Genomic DNA, 24074 nt, shown 5'->3' with positions numbered 1-24074 from the left:
CCGCCGGCCCCTAATCGGCGAGGAAATATGCCTTTGACGATTTATCACCCGCCACACAAACGCGATAAAGCCACGTTCGCCCCCTCTGTTAGACTTTTTTCCATTACTGCGAAAGTGCGCTTTCGCGGCTTTGTGAGCAATGAAAAGGTAACGCCGATGATAACTACAGATGGTAATAATGCAGTCGCTTCCGTGGCCTATCGCACCAACGAAGTGATTGCCATCTACCCTATCACGCCGAGCTCCACCATGGCGGAGCAGGCTGATGCCTGGTCCGGCGATGGCCGGCAAAACATCTGGGGCGATATTCCGCGGGTGGTGGAAATGCAGTCGGAAGGCGGCGCGATCGCCACCGTGCACGGCGCCTTGCAAACCGGCGCGCTGTCGACCTCGTTCACTTCATCGCAGGGTCTGCTGCTGATGATCCCCACGCTGTACAAACTGGCCGGCGAGCTGACGCCGTTCGTGCTGCACGTCGCCGCGCGCACCGTGGCCACGCACGCGCTGTCCATCTTCGGCGACCATTCGGACGTGATGGCGGTGCGCCAAACCGGCTGCGCCATGCTGTGTGCCGGCAACGTGCAGGAGGCGCAGGACTTCGCGCTGATCTCGCAGACCGCCACCCTCAACGCGCGCGTGCCGTTTATCCATTTCTTCGACGGTTTCCGCACCTCGCACGAGATCAACAAGATTGTGCCTCTCAGCGACGATACGCTGCGGCAGATGCTGCCGCAGGCGGCGATCGACGCGCACCGCAGCCGGGCGCTGTCGCCGGATCATCCGGTGGTGCGCGGCACTTCCGCCAACCCGGACACCTATTTCCAGTCGCGCGAAGCCACCAACCCGTGGTATGACGCCACCGGCCAACACGTGATCGACGCCATGGAAGCCTTCGCCGCCCTCACCGGCCGCCGCTATCGGCCGTTCGACTATTACGGCCACCCGCAGGCCGAACGCGTGGTGGTGGTGATGGGTTCCGCCGCCGGCACCTGCGAAGAAGTGATCGACACCCTGCTGACCCGCGGCGAGAAAGTCGGCGTGCTCAAGGTGCGGCTGTTCCGGCCGTTCTCCGCCCAGCATCTGCTCGGCGCGCTGCCGGACAGCGTGCGCAGCGTCGCGGTGCTCGATCGCACCAAAGAGCCGGGCGCGCTGGCCGAGCCGCTGTATCTGGACGTGATGACCGCGCTGGCGGAAGCCTACAGCCGGGGGGAGCGCGCCACGCTGCCGCGGGTGATCGGCGGCCGTTACGGCCTGTCGTCGAAAGAGTTCGGCCCGGACTGCGCGCTGGCGGTATTCCGCGAGTTGGCCCTGCCGCAGCCACGCCCGCGTTTCACCGTCGGCATCTTCGATGACGTCACCGGGCTTTCGCTGCCGCTGAGCGACGAAATCCTGCCGCAGCGCGCCTCGCTGGAAGCGCTGTTTTACGGTTTGGGCAGCGACGGCTCGGTCTCGGCCACCAAGAACAACATCAAAATCATCGGCAACGCCACGCCGCTGTATGCCCAGGGCTATTTCGTCTATGACTCCAAAAAGGCCGGCGGCCTGACGGTGTCGCACCTGCGCGTCAGCGAGCAGCCGATCAATTCGGCCTACCTGGTCAGCCACGCGGACTTCGTCGGCTGCCACCAACTGCAGTTTATCGATAAGTACCAGATGGTCGAACGCCTGAAGCCCGGCGGCACCTTCCTGCTCAATACCCCTTACGGCGCCGATGAGGTCTGGTCGCGCCTGCCGCAGGAGGTTCAGGCGCTGTTGCACCAACGCCAGGCGCGTTTCTATATCATCAACGCCGCCAAGCTGGCGCGTGAATGCCGGCTCGGCGCGCGCATCAACACCGTAATGCAGATGGCGTTCTTCCACCTGACGCAGATCCTGCCGAGCGACGTGGCGCTGCAACAGCTGCAGGACGCCATCGCGCGCAGCTACAGCAGCAAGGGCCAGGAGATCGTCGAGCGCAACTGGCAGGCGCTGGGCGCCACCCGCGCCGCGCTGACCGAGATCCCGCTGCAGCCGGTCGACGCCAGCAGCCCGATGCGTCCGCCGGTGGTGTCGGACGCCGCGCCGGACTTCGTCAAAACCGTTACCGCCGCGATGCTGGCCGGGCTGGGCGATGCGCTGCCGGTTTCCGCCTTCCCGCCGGACGGCACCTGGCCGGTGGGCACCACCCAGTGGGAAAAGCGCAACATCGCCGAAGCGATCCCGATCTGGCAGCCCGACCTGTGCACCCAGTGCAACCACTGCGTCGCCGCCTGCCCGCACTCCGCCATTCGCGCCAAGGTGGTGCAGCCGGCGGAGATGGAACACGCCCCCGCCTCTCTGCAGTCTCTGGATGTGAAAGCGCGCGATATGCGCGGCCAGAAATACGTGCTGCAGGTAGCGCCGGAAGATTGCACCGGCTGTAACCTGTGCGTCGAGGTCTGCCCGGCGAAAGATCGCCAGAACCCGGAAATCAAGGCCATCAACATGGCGTCACGCCTCGATAATCTGGTGGCGGAGAAAGACAACTATGACTTCTTCCTGCAGCTGCCGGAAATCGATCCGGCGCAGCTGGAGCGCATCGACATTCGCACCTCGCAGCTGATCACGCCGCTGTTCGAGTACTCCGGCGCCTGTTCCGGCTGCGGCGAAACGCCGTACATCAAGCTGTTGACCCAGCTCTATGGTGACCGCTTGCTGATCGCCAACGCCACCGGCTGTTCGTCGATCTATGGCGGCAACCTGCCGACCACGCCGTACACTACCAACGCCGAAGGGCGCGGGCCGGCGTGGGCCAACTCGCTGTTCGAAGACAACGCCGAATTCGGCCTGGGCTTCCGCCTGACGGTCGATCAACATCGCGCGCGAGTGCTGCGTCTGCTGAACGCACTGGCGCCGCAGCTGCCGGAGCAATTGGTCAACACCCTGCAGATGGAAGACGTGGCGCCGGAGCCGCGCCGCAAGCAAATCGCCGAACTGCGCACGCTGTTGGCGAGTTTCGAAGGCGAAGATGCGCGCCAGCTGGCGGCGGACGCCGACTACCTGGTGGATAAATCGATCTGGCTGATCGGCGGGGACGGCTGGGCCTACGACATCGGCTTTGGCGGTTTGGATCACGTGCTCAGCCTGACGGAGAACGTCAACGTGCTGGTGCTCGACACCCAGTGCTACTCCAACACCGGCGGCCAGCAGTCGAAAGCCACGCCGCTGGGCGCGGTGACCAAGTTCGGCGAGCACGGCAAGCGCAAGGCGCGCAAGGATTTAGGCGTCAGCATGATGATGTACGGCCATGTCTACGTCGCGCAGATCTCGCTGGGGGCGCAGCTCAACCAGACGGTGAAAGCGATTCAGGAGGCCGAAGCCTATCCGGGCCCGTCGCTGATCATCGCCTACAGCCCGTGCGAAGAGCACGGCTACGATCTGGCGCTCAGCCACGATCAGATGAAACAGCTGACCGCCACCGGTTTCTGGCCGCTGTACCGCTTCGATCCGCGCCGCAGCGCCGAGGGCAAGGCCGCATTGGCGCTGGATTCGCGCCCGCCGAACAGCAGCCTGGCTGAAACACTGCTGAACGAGCAGCGTTTCCGTCGCCTGAACGCGCAGCAGCCGGAGGTGGCCAGCGCGCTGTATCAGGCCGCCGAGAAAGAGCTGAAGGAGAAATACGATTTCCTCAGCCTGCTGGCCGGCAAGGCGGAAAAGTCCGCCGCTGAGTAACCTCCCTCAGGGCGCGAGCGATTCGCGCCCTGTTCTTTTACCGCCGACGTAAATCGCAGCAACAAAACCTGCTGGCATTCCGGCGCGCAATCCGTACCATACAGGCCTCGCGTCGGGTGCGTGGCGGCTGGATGATGAATAATGATCAAAATCGGCCGGTTGAATGGTAAACTCGCGGTCTATAACGCCATGCCCCTAGTGCCCCCCATTGAGAATGAGCACGATTTAAATGTCAGAAAAGCAATCCGTTAGCCAAAAAGAGCAGTACAACCTGAACAAATTGCAAAAGCGCCTGCGCCGCAACGTGGGCGAAGCGATCGCCGATTTCAATATGATTGAAGAAGGCGACCGCATTATGGTCTGCCTGTCCGGCGGCAAAGACAGCTACACCATGCTGGAGATCCTGCGCAATCTGCAGCAAAGCGCGCCGGTCAACTTCTCGCTGGTGGCGGTGAACCTCGATCAGAAACAGCCCGGCTTCCCGGAGCACATTCTGCCCGCCTATCTGGAAAGCCTGGGGGTGGAGTACAAGATCGTCGAAGAAAACACCTACAGCATCGTTAAAGACAAGATCCCGGAAGGGAAAACCACGTGTTCGCTGTGTTCGCGCCTGCGCCGCGGCATTCTGTACCGCACTGCCACCGAACTGGGCGCCACCAAGATCGCTCTGGGCCACCACCGCGACGACATTCTGCAGACGCTGTTCCTCAACATGTTCTACGGCGGCAAGATGAAAGGCATGCCGCCCAAGCTGATGAGCGACGACGGCAAACACGTGGTCATCCGCCCGCTGGCCTATTGCCGCGAGAAAGACATCGAGCGTTTCTCGATCGCCAAAGCGTTCCCGATCATTCCATGCAATCTGTGTGGCTCGCAGCCTAATCTGCAGCGCCAGGTGATCGGCGACATGCTGCGCGACTGGGACAAGCGTTACCCAGGCCGGTTGGAAACCATGTTCAGCGCCATGCAGAACGTGGTGCCTTCGCACCTGAGCGATATCAACCTGTTCGATTTCAAAGGCATTCACCACGGCAGCGCCGTGGTGGACGGTGGCGATTTGGCCTTCGATCGCGAAGACATCCCGATGCAGCCGGTCGGCTGGCAGCCGGAAGACTCGGACGACGCGGCGCCTGCGCCAGAGCGTTTGAACGTGCTGGAAATCAAATAAGCCCCCTCGCCGCTTGCCATCCTGCGAGCGGCGACATTTCCCTTTCCCGACGATCTCGATCCTGTTCACAGTTTGCGCAAAATTTACTGGGCAGTGCCGTTTTTACCCTATACTGTTTATCCATACAGTCATATGGAGATCGCGCAATGAATATCACCCCCTGCCTGTCCCACGTCTCGCTGGGCTCCAACGATTTCGAGGCCGCCGCCGCCTTTTACGATCGTGCGCTGGCCGCTTTGGGTTGCCGACGCGTGCTGGAGCATCCCGGCGCCATTGGCTACGGCCGCGACTACCCGGAGTTTTGGCTGCAGGTGCCGATCGACGGCCGGCCGGCCTCGCCCGGCAACGGCACGCACGTCGGTTTTTTCGCGACCAGCAAGCAACAGGTGGATGAATTCCATCGCCAGGCGCTGCTGGCCGGCGCCGTCGATGAAGGCGCGCCCGGTTCGCGGCCGCATTACGGCGAGGCTTACTACGGCTGCTTTGTCCGTGATTTGGATGGGCACAAGATTGAAGCCAGCTTCTGGGATGAAAGCGCGGCCTGAAGAAGAAGGAAATCGAATAAAAAAATGCCGGTGATTAAACCGGCATTGTACGAATCAAATGTGCTATGCAGTAATTCAAAAATAAGAAAGTAAGACAATTATGGAGCGCAACGCCCATCGCTTGACGTTGCATTCACCTGCGAGAGAGATCATGCCCCATTTCCCCCGGCTAAATGTTGATTTTGCTCAATGTTAACCGGGTTTTCGTCATTTTCGCCTACAGCCAGCGGCTGCGCTTCAGCCACCAGGCGACGCCAAGCACCAACCCGACCAGCATCAGGCAAAATGCCGCGAAACCGAAAGGATTACCGCCGCCCGGAATACCGCCAAGGTTGACCCCGAACAACCCGGTCAGGAAAGTGGTTGGCAGAAATACCATCGCCAACAATGACATGGTGTAAGTGCGGCGGTTCATCGCGTCGGCCATCACCGTGGTGATTTCGTCGGACAAGATGGCGGTGCGCGCGATGCTGCCGTCCAGATCGTCCAATCCCCGTCCCAGGCGATCGGCGATATCCTGCATGCGGCGACGATCGTCATCGCTCATCCACGGCAGGCGGTCGCTGGCCAGCCGCGCGAAGACGTCACGCTGCGGCGCCATGTAACGGCGCAGCACGATCAGCTGTTTACGGATCAGCGCCAGCTGGCCGCGCTCCGGCACCTGCTGCTCCAGCAACGCGTCCTCCAGATCGATAATCTTGTCGTGCAGATCCTCGATAAATTCGCTGGTGTGATCGGTCAACGCATCGGAAATTTCCACCAGCCAGCTGCCGCTGTTGGTCGGCCCGGCGCCGCTTTGCAGATCGTTCACCACCTGATCGATGGAATACACCTTGCGGTGCCGGGTGGAGATAATCAGCTTGTCGGTGATATATACGCGGATGGTGACCAGCTGATCCGGCCGGGAATTAGCGTTAAAGTTGATGCTGCGCAGGGTGATCATGGTGCCTTCGCCCTGGCGGCTGACGCGCGGCCGCGAGCTTTCGCCGGAGAGCGCTTCACGCACCGAGTCCGGCAGCAGCGGCGTGGTACTCAGCCATTCAGCGCTGGCCGGGTGCGCGTAATCAAGATGCAGCCAGCACGGCGCGTCGCAGGTGATCTTGTCATCCCGCTCGATCGGCGTGACGCCCCCCTTGCCGTCGAGCTGGTAGGCGTAAACCGCATCGGCGACCTGCAGCTCGCTCCCCTCAATCACATCCATTCATTTATCCCCTCAGTCTTGCTTATGTTGCTGAGTCTAGCGTTAACGCCTTGGAGATCAAAGGCCAAGCTGTAACGCCAGTTTTCTCGTTGTCCCATAAACGTGATCTATACTTCTGCCGCAAGGAACGAACGGAGAACCGCAGGAGATCGTCATGCTAAAAACTTTTCTGGACATCGTCGTACCCACCGTAGGCGCCTTTGGCGCGATGTTTTTCGCCCTCGTCAAAATGCCCTTCCGCATTCGGCGGGAAAACCACGATAAGCTGCTAAACCTGCTCGAATCCGTCGAGAAGCCCCAAAGCGCCCCCATACGCCTGTTGCGCTTTCGCGACTATATCGGCAACAGCAGCGCCAGCCTCACTGCGCTGCAGCTGCTGTTGGCGTTACCGGACAGCGTAGCGGCGCTGGAACGCTATCGTTTCACCGGTGGCCGTCAGCAAATCTTGCGCGCCACGCCCGCTGGCTTCGTGTTGCGGCCAAGCGCCAATAACGCTTTCAAACGTTTCCTGCTTTCCTGCCGCTATTTTTTGCTGTATTTGGTGTTCGTTACGCTGCTGGTGCTGTTCCCCGCTTTGACGCAATGGGGACTGCAGCAGTTAGGGGTATTGGTTACCCCCCATTCACTCCGCTATCTGCCTAATGCGCGCATCACCGACGGCTGGCAGCTGCTGTTCCCCGGCCTATTATTTATTATGATTATGTTCAGCCTGGCATTCCTGACCTTCAGGCAGCTGGCACGCGCGGGTAACCTCAGTTCGGAACGCGCCTTTTATCGCTACTATCAACGCGCGCGTGAGGAACAACGATGCCGGGAAGTCCTGAGACAAATGCGCACGGTGCTGCGCCGAACCTGACGAGGCTGCGCCGTCTGCGCGGCATCGCCATGGCCACCCTGCTGCTGTTCGGCCAATCGGTTCGCGCAGAACCGGTGTTAGAACATCTCGCCACGCCCTACCACGCGCCGACGGCGGCGGGTTCCCTGCCTTATTTTGTCGCTCGCGCTCGATTCCCCCAGCCGCGTACCGCGCTGGTGGTGATGCACGGGCATCCACGCGACGCCGCCAAGACGTTGCAAGCGGCGATCGATGCCGCGCAGGGAGCGGGAGACAACAGTTTGCTGGTCGCCCCGCTGTTCCAGGTTCCGGTGAAACTCGCCGTCCACTGCCATTCCGCCGGCCTGCCCCAGCCGCAAGACGGTGACGCTCTCTGGCGCTGTGGCTCGTGGATCGCAGGCGGTTTGGATAATGGCGGGAAAACCGGCTCGTTCAACGCCATGGATAACCTGCTGGCCGATCTGAAACGGCGTTGGCCTTCGCTGCAGTCGATCACCGTGGCCGGTTTTTCCGCCGGCGCCCAATTCGTGCAGCATTATGTCGGCTTTGCTCATCCGCCGAGCGGAGTGCGTCTGCGCTATGTCGTCGCCGATCCCGGCAGCTGGCTCTATTTTGATCGCCTGCGCCCTCTGCCCACAAGCTGGGGAAGCTGCGGCAATGAAACAACCTGCCGCTTCCGCTGGCAAACGCTGGACGCCGGCCGCTGCCCGCAGGCCAATCGTTGGAAATACGGTCTGGAAGCGCTTCCCGCTCACCTGCAGCGCACTGCAGATGCAGCCCGCCAGCGCTATGTGGCGGCCGATATCACCTATCTGGCCGCCGCCGATGATACCGGCACCGCGCCGGGCGCCTACTATCGGATACTCGACAAATCCTGCGCCGCCCAGCTACAGGGCCCCTATCGGCTGCAGCGCGCCCTGGCCTATGCCGACTATGACCGACGTTATCTGGCGCCGGATAAGCCGCATCGGTTAACGATCGTACCCGGCTGTGGGCACAACGTCGCCTGCGTCTTTCCGGCTCCGGCGGCCAGGCACGCGCTGTTTCCCATTAATGCAGACTAATAATAACGGCAATGAAATAAACCCTTGCCGATAAATCAGACAATATCACCGATAAAGCGCTGGTAATGCCGTTATTATTATGACTTAACATATTGCTATCAATTTTAATTCAAAATGATAATAATAAATCAACACAAAGCTGTTTCAGCGCAAATTTTAGGGGCATATACTTTTCTCACTACGAGGAGGTAGTTATGTTACGCGACCATTTAAAAATAAACGCCAGCGATACGCTGGAAAAAATCAGCAATATTCATTTGCAAAACCAGGGCCAGGAAGAGATCAGTGAGTTCGTGGTGAAAAACGCCGCCGGCCTGCAGATTGGCAAGGTCTCCGTCCACGATCGTTTCAGTACCCGCCGTTCTTATCCCACCAGCTACCGCATTACTCAGACCGATATGAGCGGCCGCGTAGTGGTGGACGCCATGCGGGACTGTCTGTAAGCGTAACCGAGCTCTGAAATAGACAATATTAATGTGATGATGGCAACCCTGTTTATTATTAAACGGGGTTTATCGCGTGGAAAAATTAATTAGTCTCGTGATTTCGCCGCCGAAAAAAAATACCCCCCCACATTGCGCGGGGGCGGTAAATAAGCCCACTCAGTGTTTGATGATATACATCGTTTGGCTATAGGCCACGTCTTCCGGATTGGTGATCGGGTAGCCTTTTACCCACGGTTTGATCAGGCGGCCGTTGGTGTATTGATATATCGGCGCGATTGGCGCCTGATCGGCAATGATCTGTTCCATCTTGTTGTAATCGGCGGTCACCGCCGCCGGGTTGGTTTCCCGCCCCGCCTGCGCCAGCAGCTTGTCGTAGTCCGCATTCTTGAACTTGGCGATATTGCCGCTGTGGGTGGAGGTCAGCAGCGACAGGAAGGTCGACGCCTCGTTATAGTCACCCACCCAGGAGGCGCGGATCACATCGAAATTGCCGGTATTGCGGCTGTCGATGTAAGTTTTCCACTCCTGATTCTGCAGCTTGACATCAATACCGAGCTTTTTCTTCCACATCGAGGCCACGGCGATGGCGATCTTCTGGTGGCTTTCAGAGGTGTTATACAGCAGCGTCAGCTTCAGCGGGTTGTTCGGGCCGTAACCGGCCGCCTGCAGCAACGCCTTGGCCTGTGCATCCAGCTCCGCCTGTGATTGCTGTTGCAGCAAGCTCGCTTCCGGTTTGAACCCGGCGGTCACGTCCGGCGTAAAGTGGTAGGCCGGTTTTTCGCCGGTGCCCAACACTTTTTCCGCGATAATCTTGCGATCGATGGCGTAGGACAAGGCCTGACGCACCCGCACGTCGTTGGTTGGCGCGCGCTGGGTGTTGAACGCGTAGTAATAGGTGCCGAGCTGATCCGGGGTGTACACCTGCCCCGGAATGTCTTTTAGCAGCTTCTGATACATGTTTTTCGGGAAGGATTCGGTGATGTCGATGTCACCCGCCAGGTAACGCTTGGTGGCGTTGGATTCCTGGTTGATCGGCACGAAGGTCACTTTGGTCAGCACGGTGCGCGCATGATCCCAGTAATGGTCGTTAGGCGTCAGCACCAGCTTCTCATTCACCACCCGTTCCTGCAGTTTGAACGCACCGTTGCCCACCAGATTACCGACCTTGGTCCAGTCGTTGCCGTATTTTTCCACCACCGCCTTGTTCACCGGGAACAGGCTGAAGTTGGCCGTCAGGCTGACGAAGTACGGCACCGGCTTGTCCAGCTGCACCTTGAGCGTGTAGTCATCCGGCGCCGATACGCCCAAGCGATCGGCAGGCAGTTTGCCGCTGATGATCTGCTCGGCGTTCTGGATCCCCGCCAGCTGCGCGAACCAGGCGAACGGCGACAAATTTTTCGGTTCTACCAGCCGCTGCCAGCTGTAAACGAAATCCTTCGCTGTGACAGGGTCACCGTTTGACCAGCGCGCGTCTTTACGCAGATGGAAGATATAAGTCTGGTTATCGCTGGTCTGCCAGCGGGTGGCGACGCCGGGGATCACTTTGCCGTTGGCGTCCTGATTGACCAGCCCTTCGAACAGATCGCGCGCCAGCTGAGCCTCCGGCAAGCCCACCGCTTTGATCGGATCGAGCGAGGCCGGTTCGTCTTTAATGTGGCGCACGATTTCCTGTTTGTCCGCCAGCGCGGTGCCCGGGGGAACCTGCGCCGCCATGGCGCTGCTCATACAGGCGCCGATCGCCGCCGCGCAGAGCGCCAAACGAAAACCCCGTTGCATTTTTTTTCCCGTCATTATGATTTGTCCCCCGTTAACCATCTGAATTTTTTATCATATAGCACAAGATCCGTCCGGCCTAGCGCTCACGGGCGAGAAGTTGCAAAAAGTGCGATTCAGGCGATAAAAAACCCGTGCGGCGCAGGGCGGCACGGGTGGGATTGCGGCAGCGACCGTCAGTCGTACAGGTGGATGCTGTTGATGCGGTAGCTGAACTCTTCGCCCTCTTCTTCATCGAACACGGTGAAAAAGCCTTTCTCGGCCAGCGGACGTGCCGAGATATCGGTTTTTTGCAGCTGGCGCGCATCCGCGTCGTCGTAACCGTAGTCGAGGTAGAAGGCATCTTTCTGGTAATCGATATGCAGGGTGAACGGATAGTTCGATTCGTCCCCGCGCCCGTCGTCATTTTTCACCACGCCGAACCATTCCCCCTGGCGGATCTGGTTTTCAGCGTCTACGCCGCACAGCAGCGTGATGGTGTCATTTTCATTTTCGCTATAGCTGGCGATGATTCTGGCTACTGGCATGTTAAATCCTCTTGCGGGTGATTGGCTTAGCTCTGCCGTTAGTATAACAACAGCCTCAGGCCAGGTGCGGTTTAATTGGCGTTTTCGCCGCTACCGCATCACAGATCGCGCAAACGCCGCACAATTGCGATGGGAAAGATGTCTCAAAGCGTAATACACTGAATAAAATGACAATGACTCTCGGCCTTTAACTCAGGGACAACACCATGACCGAACATCGACCACGCAGTGAACGTGGCCAGTTGGCCATCGCAGGAGAGAACTACGGCAGCTCGCTGCTGGGCGCACCGCTGCTCTATTTCCCGGCGGCGGTCAGCGGCCCGCAGACCGGGCTGATCATCGCCGGCACCCACGGCGATGAGAGCGCCGCCATCGTAACCCTGTCCTGCGCGCTGCGCAGCATCGCCCCCGAACAGTTGCGACACCACGTGGTGCTGGCGGTCAACCCCGACGGCTGCCAGCTGGGGCTGCGCGCCAATGCCAACGGCGTCGATCTGAACCGCAATTTCCCGGCCGCCAACTGGCGCTCCGGCGACACCGTCTATCGCTGGAACAGCGCAGCGCCGGTGCGCGACGTCAGGCTCTCCACCGGCGGGCGCCCCGGCTCCGAACCGGAAACCCAGGCGCTGTGTCATCTGATCCATCGCCTGAAGCCGCATTGGGTGGTGTCGTTCCATGAGCCGCTGGCCTGCATCGAAGATCCCGCCAGCTCGCGGCTCGGCGTTTGGCTGTCGCACAAGTTCGAACTCCCGCTGGTGACCAGCGTCGGCTATGAAACGCCCGGTTCGTTCGGCAGCTGGTGCGCGGATCTGTCGCTGCCCTGCATCACCGCCGAATTCCCACCGATCTCCGCCGATGCCGCCAGCGAGCGTTACATCGACGCGATGACCGAGCTGTTGACCTACCCGGATTAATCCCTACGGGGCGATATCGACGATCGCCCCGCATTCGAACGCCAGACCCGGTTCGACGTCTCGCGCCAGCCAGGTCGGGCCGTCCAGATCGACGAAGCGCGCCGCCGGCGCCAGCGGCAAGGCGGCGGATATCGCCCGCGACGTACACAACATGCAGCCGAGCATGATGGCGAACCCTTGTTCGCGCGCGGCCTGCGCCAGCGCCAACGCCTCGGTCAAGCCGCCGGTTTTGTCCAGTTTGATGTTGACCATCTGATAGCGCTGCGCCAGCCGCGGCAGATCGGCACGGGTGTGGCAGCTCTCATCGGCGCAGATCGGCAGCGGATGGATAAAGTGCTCCAGCGCGGCGTCGTCACCGGCCGGCAGCGGCTGCTCCAGCATCGCCACGCCAAGATCGGCCAGCAGCTGGCAGCGCGCCGCCAGCCCTTCCGCCTGCCAGGATTCATTGGCGTCGACGATCAGCGTCGCCTGCGGCACCGCGGCGCGGATCGCCACCAGCCGCTCGCTGATATAGTGATCGTCGAGTTTGATCTTCAGCAGCGTGGCGCCCTGCCGCTCCAGCTCACGCGCGGCGAAGGCCATCGCTTCCGGCGTGCCGATGCTGACGGTCTGCGCCATTCGGATCTGCGCCAGCGCCGTCACGCCGCTGCGCTGCCACAGGCTCTGCCCGTGCAGACGACACTCCAGATCCCACAGCGCCGAGTCCAACGCGTTGCGGGCCGCGCCCGCCGGCATCTGCGTCAGCAGCCGCTCGCGGGTGATGCCCTGCGCGATCGCCGGCGCCATCTCAGCCAACTGCGCCATCACCGATTCCTCGCTCTCGCCATAGCGCGGATACGGCGTGCATTCGCCGACGCCGCGTACGCCCTGCTGTTCGATTTCGACCACCACCACCCGGGCTTCGGTGCGGCTGCCGCGCGCGATCACGAAGGCGGTGTGCAGCGGCCAGGCTTCCGGGTAAAAACGCATGTCTCTCATAACGGCTCCTGAGCGAAAACTGCGCATCCAGGCAGGCTGATGCGCCGGTGATGTTTTATAGAACAGCCTAATATATACAACTATTTAGCAAACTTTGATATCCAATCCGCCCCGCTTGTCATAAACTGGCGCCAGGGTGTGAACCTGATGTTAACAGCCGTCGCCGGCGCGCCGTCCCATCAGGTTCATACCCTTTGTATAAACACCTGTAAAAGGAATCTAGCAATGACTCAGACAGTACATTTTCAAGGCAATCCGGTCAGCGTAGCGGGCAAACTGCCACAGCAGGGCGAACAGGCCAAGGCCTTCTCGCTGGTTGCCAAAGACCTGTCAGACGTAGCGCTGAGCAGCTTCGCGGGTAAACGCAAAGTCCTGAACATCTTCCCAAGCATCGATACCGGCGTCTGCGCGACGTCGGTGCGTAAATTCAACCAGTTGGCCAGCGGCCTGGATAACACCGTGGTGCTGTGCATCTCCGCCGATCTGCCGTTCGCCCAGTCGCGTTTCTGCGGCGCGGAAGGCCTGAGCAACGTGGTCACCCTGTCCACCCTGCGCGGCGCCGAGTTCAAGCAGGCGTACGGCGTTGAAATCGCTGAAGGTCCATTGGCAGGCCTGACCGCGCGTGCGGTCGTGGTGCTGGATGGCCAGGACAACGTGCTGTACAGCGAGCTGGTGAACGAAATCACCACCGAGCCGGATTACGACGCGGCGCTGGCAGCGCTGAAATAACAAAGCCGGCGTTCGCCGGCTTTGGAAACACGCTAAAGGCGCCGCAAGGCGCCTTTCTTATTCTTCGCCCTCGGCGCCGCCTTTACGGCTGCTCAGGCCATACTCGCGCAGCTTGTTGGCGATGGCGGTATGGGAAACGCCCAGGCGCTTCGCCAGCTTGCGGGTGCTGGGATAGGTGCGATACAGGCGCGTCAGCACCGAGCGCTCGAAACGCTTGCTGATGTCGTCCAGCGAGCCGTCCAGCACCTCGTCACCCAGCGACATCTCCACCTCGAACTCCGGCAACACGATATCCTGCGGCCGCAGCTCGTAACCTTCGGTTTGCGTCAGCGCGCGGTAGATGGCGTTTTTCAGCTGGCGCACGTTGCCCGGCCAGCCGTATTTGCTGAGGAAGCCGCCCAGATCGCTCGCCAGCTTAGGTCGCGCCACGCCCTGCTCATCGGCGAAACGCGCCACGAACAGTTCGGTCAGCGGCATGATGTCCTGCGGACGTTCGCGCAGCGGCGGGATGGTGATGGTCAGCACGTTGAGGCGATAATAGAGGTCTTCACGGAATTCGCCGCGCTGCACCAGCTCGGTGAGGTTTTTCTGGGTGGCGCAGATCACGCGCACGTCGACGTGCACCTCATGCTCCTCGCCGACGCGGCGGAACGTGCCGTCGTTGAGGAAACGCAGCAGTTTGGTCTGCATGCGCGGTGACATTTCGCCGATCTCGTCCAGCAGCACCGAACCGCCGTTGGCCTGCTCGAAGAAGCCTTTCTTGCCTTCCAGCGCGTTGGGATAAGCGCCCGGCGCATGGCCGAACAGCTCGCTCTCGACCACGTCATCCGGCAGCGCGGCGCAGTTCAGCGCCAGGAACGGCTGCTTGCCGCGCGGGCTGCGCAAGTGACAGGCGCGGGCCAGAATATCCTTGCCGGTACCGGTATCGCCGACGATCAGCAGCGGTGCATCGAGCATCGCCAGCTTGCGCGCCTGCTCCAGCACGTGACGCATCTTGGCGCTCACCGCGACGATGTGGTCGAATTCGGTATCGTCGTTCACCGACAGATTTTGCAGTTGGCGGCCCATGCGCGCGGTGGACTTCAACATCACCACCGCGCCGACCGCAGCCGGCTGTTGCTGTTCGTCTTCCAGATAGATAGGCGTAATGTCCATCAGGAAGTCCTGGCTGCGGATCACCACCCGTTCTGAGTGCGGCGCCGTATGCTCGCTCTCCAGCCAGCGGCTGAAGTTATAGCCGCCGATCAGCGCCCCGGCGGTCTGGTTGCGGATCTTGTCTTCGCTCAGGCTGAACAGCGCCTGCGCCGCCGGGTTGGCCAGCTCGACCTTGCCCTTCATATCGATAGAGAACACCGGCTCCGGCATCGACTCCAGCAGCGCACGCAGCGCGCGATGCTCGCGTTCAGAAGGCATAAAGCTGACGGTGCGCACGTCGGTTACGCCGGCGATGCGGCGGATCTCCGCCATCAACGCGCGGAAAGTATCGAAATCCAGCTGGGAGAAATTGAGGTAAATGCGGCCGATGGGATCGATCTCGATGCCACGTAAGTCAATGCTGCGCGATACCAAAAGATCGAGTAATTCTCGAGTGAGACCGAGGCGGTCTTCGCAAAATACTTCCAAACGCATCAGTGTTGGCCTTATCTCTGCAAGTGCGGGGATCGTTGACGATGATGATACTCCCTCGCACCGGGCGGTAGAAGCGATCTGTCAGCAAAAGTTGACAGAACTCTGATTTATTGCCGTGGTTGCTGATTTTAAACGCAAGTGAATAACAGCATCGGCGTAATTTTAGCCTACAAACAGAGAGTTATCACAATTATAATTAATTTTGCAGAGATTTATCACGCAATCACAGGGGGATCAACTGTCGTCAAGTCTCGATTACGTCCGGCGTCGGCACCGCTCAGAAAACGGCGCTCCTGAGAGCGCCGTCGCGGGGTTATTTGGCCTTGCCGTCGCCCTTTTTCAGCGTATCTTTCAACTGGCCGATCAGCTGGCTGCGGAAATCGCCGAGCTTCGGTTTCTCCCCTTCCAGCCACGGCAGCGGGCGGCACAGTTCCATCGCCTTGATGCCCAGCCGCGCGGTCAACAGCCCGGCGCCAATGCCCTGCGCCGCGCGCGCCGACAGCCGCGCCGCCAGATCCTGCGACATCCAGTCCATCCCCACTTCGCGCACCAGCTCGGAAGCGCCGGCGAAGGCGATATTGAGCAGTACCAGCCGGAACAAACGAATGCGGCTGAAGTAGCCCAGTTCGATGCCGTACAGCGCGGCGATGCGGTTAATCAAACGGATGTTGCGCCAGGCGATAAACGCCATATCCACCAGCGCCAACGGGCTGACGGCGATCATCAGCGTCGATTCGGCGGCGGAGCGGCTGATTTCGCGCCGCGCCTGATTGTCGAGCACCGGCTGCACCAGTTTGGCGTACAGCTCCACCACTTCACGATCGTTTTGCGTTTCATGCAGCGAGGCCTGCCAGCGCTGCAGCGCCGGATGCCCCTGATCCAGCCCGGCCTGGCGCGCCAGCTTCTCGCAGAATTCGCGCCCTTGCCCCAGCCCGTGGCTGTGCAACAGCTCGCGCGCCACGTCGCGCTCTTCCGCGCGCTGGCGCAGCCGATACAAACGCCGCCACTCGGTGACCACCGAACCGACGCCAGCGAACACGATCAGGCCGCCGGCCACGCCGCCGCCCATGGCGATCCAGTCCTGCTGCACCCAGGCGGTATGCACCCACTGCACGCCCTGCGCCACCACGCTGGCGCCGAACAGCGCCAGCCCGGCGGTCACCATTTTGCGCCACAGGCTGCGTTTCGGTTTCAGCGCGGCGTTAATGATGCCTTCGGCGCGCCCTTCCTCCTCTTCCTGCTGCAGCTCCGGCGCCGCCGGAAAGAAGCTTTCCGCCTGCTCGGCGTCGAAAGCGACGCCGGCGCGCAACGCCGGTTCCTGCGGCGGCTGCAGCGGCTCGTCAAAATCGATACGCGGTTTGATCGGCTCGCTCATCGCAATTTATCTCCCAATAAAAACTCCATTACCGCATCCAGGCGGATGTGCGGCAACGGGGTGTCCACGCTCATGGCGCGCGGACGAAACTCATCGAAGTGGAACCCCTGGCTCTGCCAGAACGCCGGCCCCGGCAGGCGGGCGGGCACTTCGCCAGGGAACACCGTCAGCGGCGCGCCGTCGCTGAGGCGGTTGCCCTTCAGCGCCGGGATACGCTGCCCCTGATGATCGACGATGCCGCTCTCGGTCGCCTGCACCGAGGCCAGGCCGACGCAATCCATGCTGATGCCTTCGAACGCCGCATTCTGCCACGCCTCTTGCACCAGCTGTTGCAGCAAGGACACCAGATTGGCGTGCTGATCGGCGGTGATATGGTCCGCTTTGGTGGCGGCGAACATCAGTTTGTCGATGGTCGGCGAGAACAAGCGGCGAAACAGCGTGCGCTTGCCGTAATGGAAGCTCTGCATCAGTTGGGTCAACGCCAGACGCATGTCGTTGAACGCCTGCGGGCCGCTGTTGAGCGGCTGCAGGCAGTCGACCAGCACGATTTGCCGATCGAAACGGACGAAATGCTCTTTGTAGAAGTTCTTGACGATCGACTGGCAGTAGTAATTGAAGCGAGCGCGCAACATGCCGATGTTGGTGTGTTTGTCGGCCTGCGCCAGCTTCGACTCGCCGATCGCGGCCACGTCAGGCCACGGGAAAAACTGCAGCGCCGGCGCGCCGGCCATGTCGCCCGGCAGCACGAAACGCCCCGGCTGAATGAAGTGCAGCCCTTCGCTCTTGCAACGCAACAGATAATCGGTGTAGGCCTGTGCGATCGCCGCCAGCCGGTTTTCGTCGGCCGGCGCCAGCGGATCGCAGGTTTTGCACAGCTCAAGCCAGGGCTTAGCCCATTCGGCGCGTTCGCCCTGCAGCAGCCCGGTCATCTGGCGCGACCAGGCCAGGTAATCCTGTTCGAGCATCGGCAGATCCAGCAACCATTCGCCGGGATAATCGACGATCTCCAGGTACAGCGTGGAAGTGTCTTTGAAATGGCGCAGCAGCGAGTCGTTGGAGCGGTAGCGCAACGCCAGACGAATTTCGCTGACGCCGCGCGTCGGCGTCGGCCAGGCCGGCGGCGTGCCGTACAGCTGCGCCAGCCCTTCGTCATAGGTGAAACGCTGGATGCCGAGATCGCGCTGCGGGATGCGTTTGACGCCCAGCAGGCGCTCTTCGCGCACCGGTGAAAACAGCGGCATGCGCGCGCCGCTGTGCACATGCAGCAGTTGGTTGACGAAGGCGGTGATAAAGGCGGTTTTGCCGCTGCGGCTCAGGCCGGTCACCGCCAGGCGCAGATGGCGATCCATTCCGCGGTTGACCAGCGAGGTTAACTCATTTTGCAGTCGTTTCATTGCTCTCCTTGACGTAACGCCCGAATGCCTTGTTCAGGCCTTTACGGAACAGCGGTTCCAGCACCAGCGCCAGCACGAAGCGCACCGGTTTGCGGCCGACGGTTTTCAACAGCCAGCCGGCGGCGCCCGCCGGGCCATAGTTCAATAACGCTATGATGATGACTTTAGCCAATGTCTTCAACATTGCCGCCGCTCCTCGTTTAAATCCACCCGTTCTGGCGGTGTTTGCGACATCGATTTTATTCATGGCAATGCCCTCCGGCACTAGATGATTAAGGTTACATTCACGGGATAGCGGCGGCGAAGATACCCGGCCTGTGCAGGCCGGGTATCGCAAGAAGGGTTACAGCTTGCGGAAACGGCTCTGTACGCCGAAGGTATCGGACGTCACGTAGCGCTCGACCTGACGCAGCTGCTGCTCGCCGCTGCCCAGCTCATACTCCAGCTGATCGAGCAGCTGGCGCGGCGTCTTCTGATGTTCGCCTTCGAAACGGCTGGCCGGCGCTTCGTCCAACACGAACACCAGCGCGATATAGGCCACCAGCGTGAAGAAGAACAGCCCGAAGAACAGCGACAGCACCACCATCACGCGGATCAGGCGCACCGGCACGTCGAAATAGTGGGCCAAACCGGCGCAGACGCCTTTCACCATGCCTTCTTCGGGAACGCGATAAAGCTTTTTACTGCCCAGCGTTGTGCTCATCAGGACTGTCTCCAGTTCGGGTGTTCCGCATCAAGGATCTCTTCCAGCGCCTGAATGCGTTCACGCATGCGTTTGGCGTCTTCCGCCAGCTGCGCCAGGCGCTGCATTTCTTGCTGACTCAGCTGGATGCCGGTCTGTTGCCGATTGCTGTAATGCAGCCAAAGCCAAATCGGCGCGACAAACAGCACGAAAATTGTCAGCGGAATGGCAAGTAATAAAGCACTCATTGTTATTCCTTCTTATCGGGTCCTGGATTGGCGGCCACCTCCGGCGTGTGGCCGCGGTTCGCCTTACTCTGAGCGGTTCATCTTGGCTTTCAGCGCCGCCAGCTGCTCACTGATGGCGTCGTCGGCTTTCAGCTCGGCAAACTCTTGGTCCAGCGACTTCTTTTTACCGATGCTGATACTTTCCGCTTCGGCTTCCATGTGGTCGATGCGGCGCTCGAACTGTTCGAAACGCGCCATCGCCTCATCCAGCTTGCCGCTGTCGAGCTGACGGCGTACCTCGCGCGAGGAAGAGGCGGCCTGATGGCGCAGCGCCAGCGCCTGCTGCCGCGCGCGGGTTTCGGTCAGCTTGTTTTCCAGCTCGCCGATTTCGCTCTTCATGCGCGCCAGCGTTTCTTCTACGGTCGCCACTTCCTGCGTCAGCGTGGCGATCAGATCGGCCACCTTTTGTTTTTCGATCAGCGCCGCACGGGCCAAGTCTTCTTTATCTTTGCGCAGCGCCAGCTCGGCTTTTTCCTGCCAGTCGCTGACCTGGTTTTCACCCTGCTCGATGCGACGCAGCAGCTGCTTTTTCTCCGCCAGCGCGCGCGCCGACGTAGAGCGGACTTCAACCAGCGTGTCTTCCATCTCTTGGATCATCAACCGCACCAGCTTCTGCGGATCTTCCGCCTTGTCCAGCAGGGTGTTGATGTTGGCGTTCACGATGTCGGCAAAACGAGAAAAAATACCCATAATTCACTTCCTCTTGGTTCTGATGGCGTCTGAAGCGCCGCGTTAAGTCGTACAGCTTGCCCAAAGATATAATCAAAACCCGTGCCAACTTTTATACCATTGAAAAACAACAACTCTTTATTTTTGACTCTCCGAGCGCTTGCTGTAGAGTGATTATTTTCACCAAACATTGGCGAATTTCATCATGAACGAACAGCCAGAGAATTTGTTGGGCGAAGCAAACGCCTTCGTCGAAGTCTTGGAGCAAGTCTCCCAGGTGGCAAAGCTGAACAAACCGGTGCTAGTGATCGGCGAGCGCGGCACCGGCAAGGAGCTGATCGCCCACCGCCTGCACTACCTCTCCAACCGTTGGCAAGGGCCGTTCATCTCGCTCAACTGTGCGGCGCTGAATGAAAACCTGCTGGACTCCGAGCTGTTCGGCCACGAGGCCGGCGCCTTTACCGGCGCGCAGAAACGCCATCTGGGCCGCTTCGAGCGCGCCGACGGCGGCACGCTGTTCCTCGATGAGCTGGCGACTGCGCCGATGCTGGTGCAGGAGAAATTGCTGCGGGTGATCGAATACGGTCAGCTGGAACGCGTGGGCGGCAGCCAGCCGCTGCGGGTGGATGTGCGGTTGGTGTGCGCCACCAACGACGATCTGCCGGCGCTGGCGGCGGCGGGCAAGTTTCGCGCCGATCTGCTGGACCGGCTGGCGTTCGACGTGGTGCAGCTGCCGCCGCTGCGCCAACGCCGGCCCGATATCATGTTGCTGGCCGGGCACTTCGCCATTCAAATGTGCCGCGAGCTGGGGCTGCCGCTGTTTCCCGGCTTTACCGAACGCGCCAGGCAGACGTTGCTCGAGTATGGCTGGCCAGGCAACGTGCGTGAACTGAAAAACGTGGTGGAACGTTCGGTCTATCGTCACGGCGACAGCGACAACCCGCTGGATGAGATCGTCATCAACCCGTTTGCACCACGCGAGGCCACGCCGCTTGCGCCCGCCCCTGAAGGCGTCGGCGTGTTGCCGTCGTTGCCGCTCGAGCTGAAAAACTGGCAGTTGGAGCAAGAGAAGGCGCTGATCGAGGCGGCGCTGCAGCAAGGGCGATTCAACCAGCGCAAGGCGGCGCAGCTGCTGGGGCTCACCTACCATCAGCTACGCGGTATGCTGAAAAAGCATGCGCTGCTGCAAAACGGCGAAACGGACGAGGAATAGCGGGCAAAAAAAAAGCCAGCACCCGAGCTGGCTTAAAAAACACTGGAAGCAATGTGAGCAATGTCGTGCCTTCCACATCAGAGCCGCAAACTGTGGCCTTCCGTGAACTGCCAGGCGATGATAATAGTTATCAGTATCGTCTGTAAAGCACTTTGTTGAGAATTTTTCTCATTACCACACGAAGATTGCGCAATTACCACTCAGGGAACGGGTCTGCCATCTCCAGCCAATAGTCCACGCCGGCGGCCATTTCGTCGTCGTTCAGCAGGCAGTCGTCCAGCAGACGCACGATCGCCGCCTGTTGCAAGTGCTGGCCGATAAACACCAACTCCTGGCGCATGTCGCCGAACGGCTCCACCCATTTCTCCTGAATATGCGCCCGCGTTTGCGGATCCTGCGGCCAATTATCTTGCGGGATCGCGCGCCAAAAGGTGCCCGCCAGGCCGTAATGGGCGATGCCGCCGGCCTGGCTCCACTGCCCGGCCTGCCGCGGCCGCGTCGCCAGCCAGAAGAAGCCTTTCGAGCGCAGCAGCTTGCCGCCGCCCCAATCGCCGTTGATCACGCGGTAGAACTTGTCCGGCGCAAACGGCCGCCGCGCCTGATAGACAAAGCTGCTGATGCCGTAGCTTTCCGTTTCCGGCACGTGTTCGCCGCGCAGCTCTTTCAGCCAGCCGGGCGCCTGCTGCGCCTTTTCAAAGCTGAAGCTGCCGGTATTCAGCACCGCCTCCAGCGGCAGTTTGCCCGGCGCGATCGGCACGATGCGGGCGTCGGGATTCAGGCTGGCCAGCAGTGCCATCACTTCGCCCTGCTGCGTTGGCGTCAACAGATCGGTCTTGCTGACCAGGATCACGTCGCAAAATTCAATTTGCTCAATCAACAGGTCCGCCACGCTGCGCAGATCGTCTTCACCCAGGCTTTGGCCGGCCTCCTGCAGGCTTTGCGCCTGCTGGTATTGCTGAATGAAATTCACCCCGTCGACCACCGTCACCAGCGTATCCAGCCGGGCGAATTGGGACAGGCTTTCGCCCGTTTCATCCTCAAAGGTAAAAGTTTCCGCCACCGGCAGCGGCTCCGAGATGCCGCTCGATTCGATCAACAGGTAATCGAAACGCCCCTCCTGCGCCAGTTCGCGCACCGACACCAGCAGGTCTTCGCGCAGCGTGCAGCAGATGCACCCGTTGCTCATCTCCACCAGCTTCTCTTCCTGGCGATCGAGATGCACTTCATTCTCCACCAGCGCGGCGTCAATGTTCACTTCGCTCATGTCGTTGACAATCACCGCCACGCGCATGCCCTGCCGGTTGTTCAGGATATGGTTCAGCACCGTGGTCTTGCCGGCGCCGAGAAAGCCGGAAAGCACGGTCACGGGAAGTTGTTTCATGGAAACCTCATTAAAATTCATTGCGTAATGCCTGATAACCGCGCACCAGTTCGACGTTGGTGGCGGCCACTTCTTCCGAAAACTGCAGCGCGCCGCGATCGACCTGGCGATAGCGCGACAGATCGCTGTCCGGCCCCACGCGTTCAGTCGAGGGGATATAGCGGTTTTCCGGCAGCGTCACGCCGTCCACCACCGCGTTGTAGCGCACCACGCAGCCGGACTGAACGTGGCAGTTGAACAGCACGCTGTTGAAACCGATAAACACCCGATCGCCGATGCGACACGGGCCATGGACGATGGCGCGGTGGGCGATAGAGCTGTAACGGCCGATGGTGACCGCCGCCCCGCTTTTGGAGTGGATCACCACGCCATCCTGAATATTGGAGTGCGAGCCGATGACGATCGGCTCCATGTCGCCGGCGGCGTTCAACTCGTCGGCGCGGATCACCGCATACGGGCCGACGTAAACGAAATCTTCAACGATCACCCGGCCGCAAATAATGGCGGTGGGATCGATGTAGGCCAGCGGCGAGACCTGCGGCAGATGGCCGCTGGGATTTTTACGCAGCATGGTGTTCTCCCCGCCAGCTCAGCTCCGCCACCGCATTGTGGGCATGCAGGCTCTCCTGATGTTCGACGCGCAGCGAGAAGGCGCGGTAGTCGCACTGGCTGCGCAGCATGCGATACAGGCGCCGCGCCGCATCCTCGCAAAACATCAGGTTCTGACCGTTAGCCAGCGCGAAGGCCTGCTCGACGCGGCGTTTCACCAGCGTTTGCACTGGCGTGCCCAGCGCGTGTTCGATGCGGTCGATCAGTTTTACCGGTTCGAACGCCCGTTCATTCTCGGGCGTTACGGTGATCCAGGCCCAGCTGCGCTGGCTGTGGGGCGTGGCCGGCATTCCCTGCTCCAACAGCCACTCGCTCACCTGCCGCTGGCTGACCCGCTCCGCCTCCTGTTCAAAATCAAACTGGAACTGTTGCTGCGCTAGCTGGCGGCTGAGCGCCGCTGAACTCGGGCAGGTGGAGGAATAAGGCACGCCGACGGTCAGCGCCAGCGTCAGCGTGTCCGTCAGGGTGGCCTCGATGCGCAGCGGATAGGCTTTCCAGCCGCGCTGCGGCGACAGCAGCGCCGGGCGTGACAGCAACAGCTCGCCGCTGAGCGTCAGGCTGGCGCGATCGCTGTGTTCCGGCTGCGAAGCCAAAAAGGCCTGCAACGTCCGACCGATGCGCTGTGGCGTCAGCTCTCCCTGCGTCAACTCGTCCAGCGCCAGATACAGCCGCGACATGTGAATGCCGCGTTCCCCCGCCGCTTCGGCGCGCAGGTTGATACCGGCGTCGACCTTCGCCATCAATGGCTTGCCGGCCAGCTCCAGCGGCAGCGCGATCCCTTGCATCCCGACCCAATCGAGCCCGACATCACTCATTTCGCCGCGCCATGCCTGAGCGTCCGGCAGCGAACGGCGTGGTGGAAGTGCAACTTCGTTCATACATCCCCTTGCGTTATTGTGACTTTGCCTGGGAACGGTAACACGATTTTGTTATGTTATAACATATCAAATAAGATTTTTTTCACG

Annotated in this window: 23 protein-coding genes; 9 read left to right on the top strand and 14 right to left on the bottom strand. The window is 60.7% G+C overall.

All coding sequences use genetic code 11. The features are described from left to right. Nucleotides 1–156 precede the first annotated feature (156 nt). From nifJ to ACJ8QF_RS14110, 3 genes are all read left to right on the top strand, one after another. Nucleotides 157–3690, top strand: coding sequence for a pyruvate:ferredoxin (flavodoxin) oxidoreductase (gene nifJ, locus ACJ8QF_RS14120; protein ID WP_442537597.1), 3534 nt, complete (start codon nucleotides 157–159; stop codon nucleotides 3688–3690). Nucleotides 3691–3919: 229 nt separating this feature from the next. Then, entirely contained in the window at nucleotides 3920–4858 is a 939-nt protein-coding gene (gene ttcA / locus ACJ8QF_RS14115; protein ID WP_004930494.1) for a tRNA 2-thiocytidine(32) synthetase TtcA, read from the top strand. Nucleotides 4859–5004: 146 nt separating this feature from the next. After that, entirely contained in the window at nucleotides 5005–5403 is a 399-nt protein-coding gene (locus ACJ8QF_RS14110; protein ID WP_004930496.1) for a VOC family protein, read from the top strand. Nucleotides 5404–5620: 217 nt separating this feature from the next. On the opposite strand, the gene zntB is transcribed toward ACJ8QF_RS14110, so the two are convergent. Next, nucleotides 5621–6604, bottom strand: a complete 984-nt coding sequence (gene zntB / locus ACJ8QF_RS14105) for a zinc transporter ZntB (RefSeq protein ID WP_004930499.1) — start codon at nucleotides 6602–6604, stop codon at nucleotides 5621–5623. A 154-nt stretch (nucleotides 6605–6758) separates the two neighbouring features. Between zntB and ACJ8QF_RS14100 the strand changes: the two genes are divergently transcribed. The 3 genes from ACJ8QF_RS14100 (at nucleotide 6759) to ACJ8QF_RS14090 (ending at nucleotide 8946) form a co-directional block, all read left to right on the top strand. Further along, entirely contained in the window at nucleotides 6759–7460 is a 702-nt protein-coding gene (locus tag ACJ8QF_RS14100; protein WP_442537596.1) for a hypothetical protein, read from the top strand. Beyond that, a complete protein-coding gene (locus ACJ8QF_RS14095) occupies nucleotides 7412–8503 on the top strand; it encodes a hypothetical protein (RefSeq protein WP_131164742.1) in 1092 nt (363 codons plus the stop codon). The genes ACJ8QF_RS14100 and ACJ8QF_RS14095 overlap by 49 nt, the downstream gene beginning before the upstream one ends. Nucleotides 8504–8697: 194 nt before the next feature. After that, nucleotides 8698–8946: a hypothetical protein gene (locus tag ACJ8QF_RS14090; RefSeq protein ID WP_004930507.1), complete on the top strand. Its 249-nt coding sequence runs from the start codon at nucleotides 8698–8700 to the stop codon at nucleotides 8944–8946. A gap of 159 nt (nucleotides 8947–9105) precedes the next feature. Here ACJ8QF_RS14090 and ACJ8QF_RS14085 read toward each other — a convergent pair whose 3' ends face one another. Next, nucleotides 9106–10740 carry a peptide ABC transporter substrate-binding protein gene (locus ACJ8QF_RS14085; RefSeq protein ID WP_015378005.1) on the bottom strand — a complete coding sequence of 545 codons (1635 nt, stop codon included), beginning with the start codon at nucleotides 10738–10740 and terminating at the stop codon, nucleotides 9106–9108. Between the two features lie 158 nt (nucleotides 10741–10898). Then, nucleotides 10899–11249 (bottom strand): hypothetical protein, encoded by a 351-nt coding sequence (locus ACJ8QF_RS14080; protein ID WP_015378006.1) that lies wholly within the window; start codon nucleotides 11247–11249, stop codon nucleotides 10899–10901. Nucleotides 11250–11455: 206 nt separating this feature from the next. Between ACJ8QF_RS14080 and mpaA the strand changes: the two genes are divergently transcribed. Continuing rightward, nucleotides 11456–12163 carry a murein tripeptide amidase MpaA gene (mpaA, locus tag ACJ8QF_RS14075; protein WP_004930517.1) on the top strand — a complete coding sequence of 236 codons (708 nt, stop codon included), beginning with the start codon at nucleotides 11456–11458 and terminating at the stop codon, nucleotides 12161–12163. Nucleotides 12164–12166: 3 nt separating this feature from the next. Here the strand turns inward: mpaA and ycjG are convergent, their stop codons facing one another. After that, nucleotides 12167–13141, bottom strand: a complete 975-nt coding sequence (ycjG, locus tag ACJ8QF_RS14070; RefSeq protein WP_342578895.1) for an L-Ala-D/L-Glu epimerase — start codon at nucleotides 13139–13141, stop codon at nucleotides 12167–12169. 225 nt (nucleotides 13142–13366) lie between these two features. On the opposite strand from ycjG, the gene tpx reads away from it, so the two are divergent. After that, the gene (tpx, locus tag ACJ8QF_RS14065) at nucleotides 13367–13870 is read left to right on the top strand and encodes a thiol peroxidase (protein WP_004930536.1); all 504 of its coding nucleotides are present in this window, start codon (nucleotides 13367–13369) and stop codon (nucleotides 13868–13870) included. Nucleotides 13871–13927: 57 nt separating this feature from the next. Here the strand turns inward: tpx and tyrR are convergent, their stop codons facing one another. From tyrR to pspA, 7 genes are all read right to left on the bottom strand, one after another. Next, a complete protein-coding gene (gene tyrR, locus ACJ8QF_RS14060; protein ID WP_004930541.1) occupies nucleotides 13928–15499 on the bottom strand; it encodes a transcriptional regulator TyrR in 1572 nt (523 codons plus the stop codon). 313 nt (nucleotides 15500–15812) lie between these two features. Further along, on the bottom strand, nucleotides 15813–16874 hold the full coding sequence (locus ACJ8QF_RS14055) for a TIGR01620 family protein (protein ID WP_442537595.1): 1062 nt from the start codon (nucleotides 16872–16874) through the stop codon (nucleotides 15813–15815). Further along, nucleotides 16871–18268, bottom strand: a complete 1398-nt coding sequence (locus ACJ8QF_RS14050) for a YcjX family protein (RefSeq protein ID WP_164123783.1) — start codon at nucleotides 18266–18268, stop codon at nucleotides 16871–16873. Before ACJ8QF_RS14050 ends, ACJ8QF_RS14055 begins: the two co-directional genes overlap by 4 nt. Next, nucleotides 18249–18515 (bottom strand): phage shock protein PspD, encoded by a 267-nt coding sequence (pspD, locus tag ACJ8QF_RS14045; protein WP_031299672.1) that lies wholly within the window; start codon nucleotides 18513–18515, stop codon nucleotides 18249–18251. The genes ACJ8QF_RS14050 and pspD overlap by 20 nt, the downstream gene beginning before the upstream one ends. Nucleotides 18516–18611: 96 nt before the next feature. Continuing rightward, complete coding sequence (gene pspC, locus ACJ8QF_RS14040; protein ID WP_004930552.1) at nucleotides 18612–18971, bottom strand: envelope stress response membrane protein PspC; 360 nt, start codon at nucleotides 18969–18971, stop codon at nucleotides 18612–18614. Further along, on the bottom strand, nucleotides 18971–19198 hold the full coding sequence (gene pspB / locus ACJ8QF_RS14035; protein WP_004930553.1) for an envelope stress response membrane protein PspB: 228 nt from the start codon (nucleotides 19196–19198) through the stop codon (nucleotides 18971–18973). Before pspB ends, pspC begins: the two co-directional genes overlap by 1 nt. Before the next feature lie 63 nt (nucleotides 19199–19261). After that, nucleotides 19262–19927: a phage shock protein PspA gene (gene pspA, locus ACJ8QF_RS14030; RefSeq protein WP_131164745.1), complete on the bottom strand. Its 666-nt coding sequence runs from the start codon at nucleotides 19925–19927 to the stop codon at nucleotides 19262–19264. 184 nt (nucleotides 19928–20111) lie between these two features. Here pspA and pspF point away from each other — a divergent pair, with 184 nt between their 5' ends. Beyond that, nucleotides 20112–21119: a phage shock protein operon transcriptional activator gene (gene pspF, locus ACJ8QF_RS14025; RefSeq protein WP_275094827.1), complete on the top strand. Its 1008-nt coding sequence runs from the start codon at nucleotides 20112–20114 to the stop codon at nucleotides 21117–21119. A 193-nt stretch (nucleotides 21120–21312) separates the two neighbouring features. On the opposite strand, the gene zigA is transcribed toward pspF, so the two are convergent. Genes zigA through folE2 form a run of 3 tightly spaced genes read right to left on the bottom strand, consistent with a single transcriptional unit; the run spans nucleotide 21313 to nucleotide 23987 of the window. After that, on the bottom strand, nucleotides 21313–22500 hold the full coding sequence (gene zigA, locus ACJ8QF_RS14020) for a zinc metallochaperone GTPase ZigA (protein ID WP_004930567.1): 1188 nt from the start codon (nucleotides 22498–22500) through the stop codon (nucleotides 21313–21315). Nucleotides 22501–22510: 10 nt separating this feature from the next. Beyond that, the gene (locus ACJ8QF_RS14015) at nucleotides 22511–23071 is read right to left on the bottom strand and encodes a carbonate dehydratase (RefSeq protein WP_049239781.1); all 561 of its coding nucleotides are present in this window, start codon (nucleotides 23069–23071) and stop codon (nucleotides 22511–22513) included. Further along, nucleotides 23061–23987, bottom strand: a complete 927-nt coding sequence (gene folE2, locus ACJ8QF_RS14010; protein WP_442537594.1) for a GTP cyclohydrolase FolE2 — start codon at nucleotides 23985–23987, stop codon at nucleotides 23061–23063. The genes ACJ8QF_RS14015 and folE2 overlap by 11 nt, the downstream gene beginning before the upstream one ends. Nucleotides 23988–24074 lie beyond the last annotated feature (87 nt).

The organism is Serratia sp. CY81684, from assembly GCF_052166595.1.
In the GTDB taxonomy this organism is placed as follows: domain Bacteria; phylum Pseudomonadota; class Gammaproteobacteria; order Enterobacterales; family Enterobacteriaceae; genus Serratia; species Serratia nematodiphila.
The sequence above is the reverse complement of the archived record's forward strand: the minus strand, read 5'-3'. Positions and strand labels throughout refer to the sequence as shown.

Coding starts and splice junctions, on each gene's coding strand:
- nifJ (WP_442537597.1), top strand. CDS start 157: ATGATAACTACAGATGGTAATAATGCAGTCGCTTCCGTGGCCTATCGC.
- ttcA (WP_004930494.1), top strand. CDS start 3,920: ATGTCAGAAAAGCAATCCGTTAGCCAAAAAGAGCAGTACAACCTGAAC.
- ACJ8QF_RS14110 (WP_004930496.1), top strand. CDS start 5,005: ATGAATATCACCCCCTGCCTGTCCCACGTCTCGCTGGGCTCCAACGAT.
- zntB (WP_004930499.1), bottom strand. CDS start 6,604: ATGGATGTGATTGAGGGGAGCGAGCTGCAGGTCGCCGATGCGGTTTAC.
- ACJ8QF_RS14100 (WP_442537596.1), top strand. CDS start 6,759: ATGCTAAAAACTTTTCTGGACATCGTCGTACCCACCGTAGGCGCCTTT.
- ACJ8QF_RS14095 (WP_131164742.1), top strand. CDS start 7,412: ATGCCGGGAAGTCCTGAGACAAATGCGCACGGTGCTGCGCCGAACCTG.
- ACJ8QF_RS14090 (WP_004930507.1), top strand. CDS start 8,698: ATGTTACGCGACCATTTAAAAATAAACGCCAGCGATACGCTGGAAAAA.
- ACJ8QF_RS14085 (WP_015378005.1), bottom strand. CDS start 10,740: ATGACGGGAAAAAAAATGCAACGGGGTTTTCGTTTGGCGCTCTGCGCG.
- ACJ8QF_RS14080 (WP_015378006.1), bottom strand. CDS start 11,249: ATGCCAGTAGCCAGAATCATCGCCAGCTATAGCGAAAATGAAAATGAC.
- mpaA (WP_004930517.1), top strand. CDS start 11,456: ATGACCGAACATCGACCACGCAGTGAACGTGGCCAGTTGGCCATCGCA.
- ycjG (WP_342578895.1), bottom strand. CDS start 13,141: ATGAGAGACATGCGTTTTTACCCGGAAGCCTGGCCGCTGCACACCGCC.
- tpx (WP_004930536.1), top strand. CDS start 13,367: ATGACTCAGACAGTACATTTTCAAGGCAATCCGGTCAGCGTAGCGGGC.
- tyrR (WP_004930541.1), bottom strand. CDS start 15,499: ATGCGTTTGGAAGTATTTTGCGAAGACCGCCTCGGTCTCACTCGAGAA.
- ACJ8QF_RS14055 (WP_442537595.1), bottom strand. CDS start 16,874: ATGAGCGAGCCGATCAAACCGCGTATCGATTTTGACGAGCCGCTGCAG.
- ACJ8QF_RS14050 (WP_164123783.1), bottom strand. CDS start 18,268: ATGAAACGACTGCAAAATGAGTTAACCTCGCTGGTCAACCGCGGAATG.
- pspD (WP_031299672.1), bottom strand. CDS start 18,515: ATGAATAAAATCGATGTCGCAAACACCGCCAGAACGGGTGGATTTAAA.
- pspC (WP_004930552.1), bottom strand. CDS start 18,971: ATGAGCACAACGCTGGGCAGTAAAAAGCTTTATCGCGTTCCCGAAGAA.
- pspB (WP_004930553.1), bottom strand. CDS start 19,198: ATGAGTGCTTTATTACTTGCCATTCCGCTGACAATTTTCGTGCTGTTT.
- pspA (WP_131164745.1), bottom strand. CDS start 19,927: ATGGGTATTTTTTCTCGTTTTGCCGACATCGTGAACGCCAACATCAAC.
- pspF (WP_275094827.1), top strand. CDS start 20,112: ATGAACGAACAGCCAGAGAATTTGTTGGGCGAAGCAAACGCCTTCGTC.
- zigA (WP_004930567.1), bottom strand. CDS start 22,500: ATGAAACAACTTCCCGTGACCGTGCTTTCCGGCTTTCTCGGCGCCGGC.
- ACJ8QF_RS14015 (WP_049239781.1), bottom strand. CDS start 23,071: ATGCTGCGTAAAAATCCCAGCGGCCATCTGCCGCAGGTCTCGCCGCTG.
- folE2 (WP_442537594.1), bottom strand. CDS start 23,987: ATGAACGAAGTTGCACTTCCACCACGCCGTTCGCTGCCGGACGCTCAG.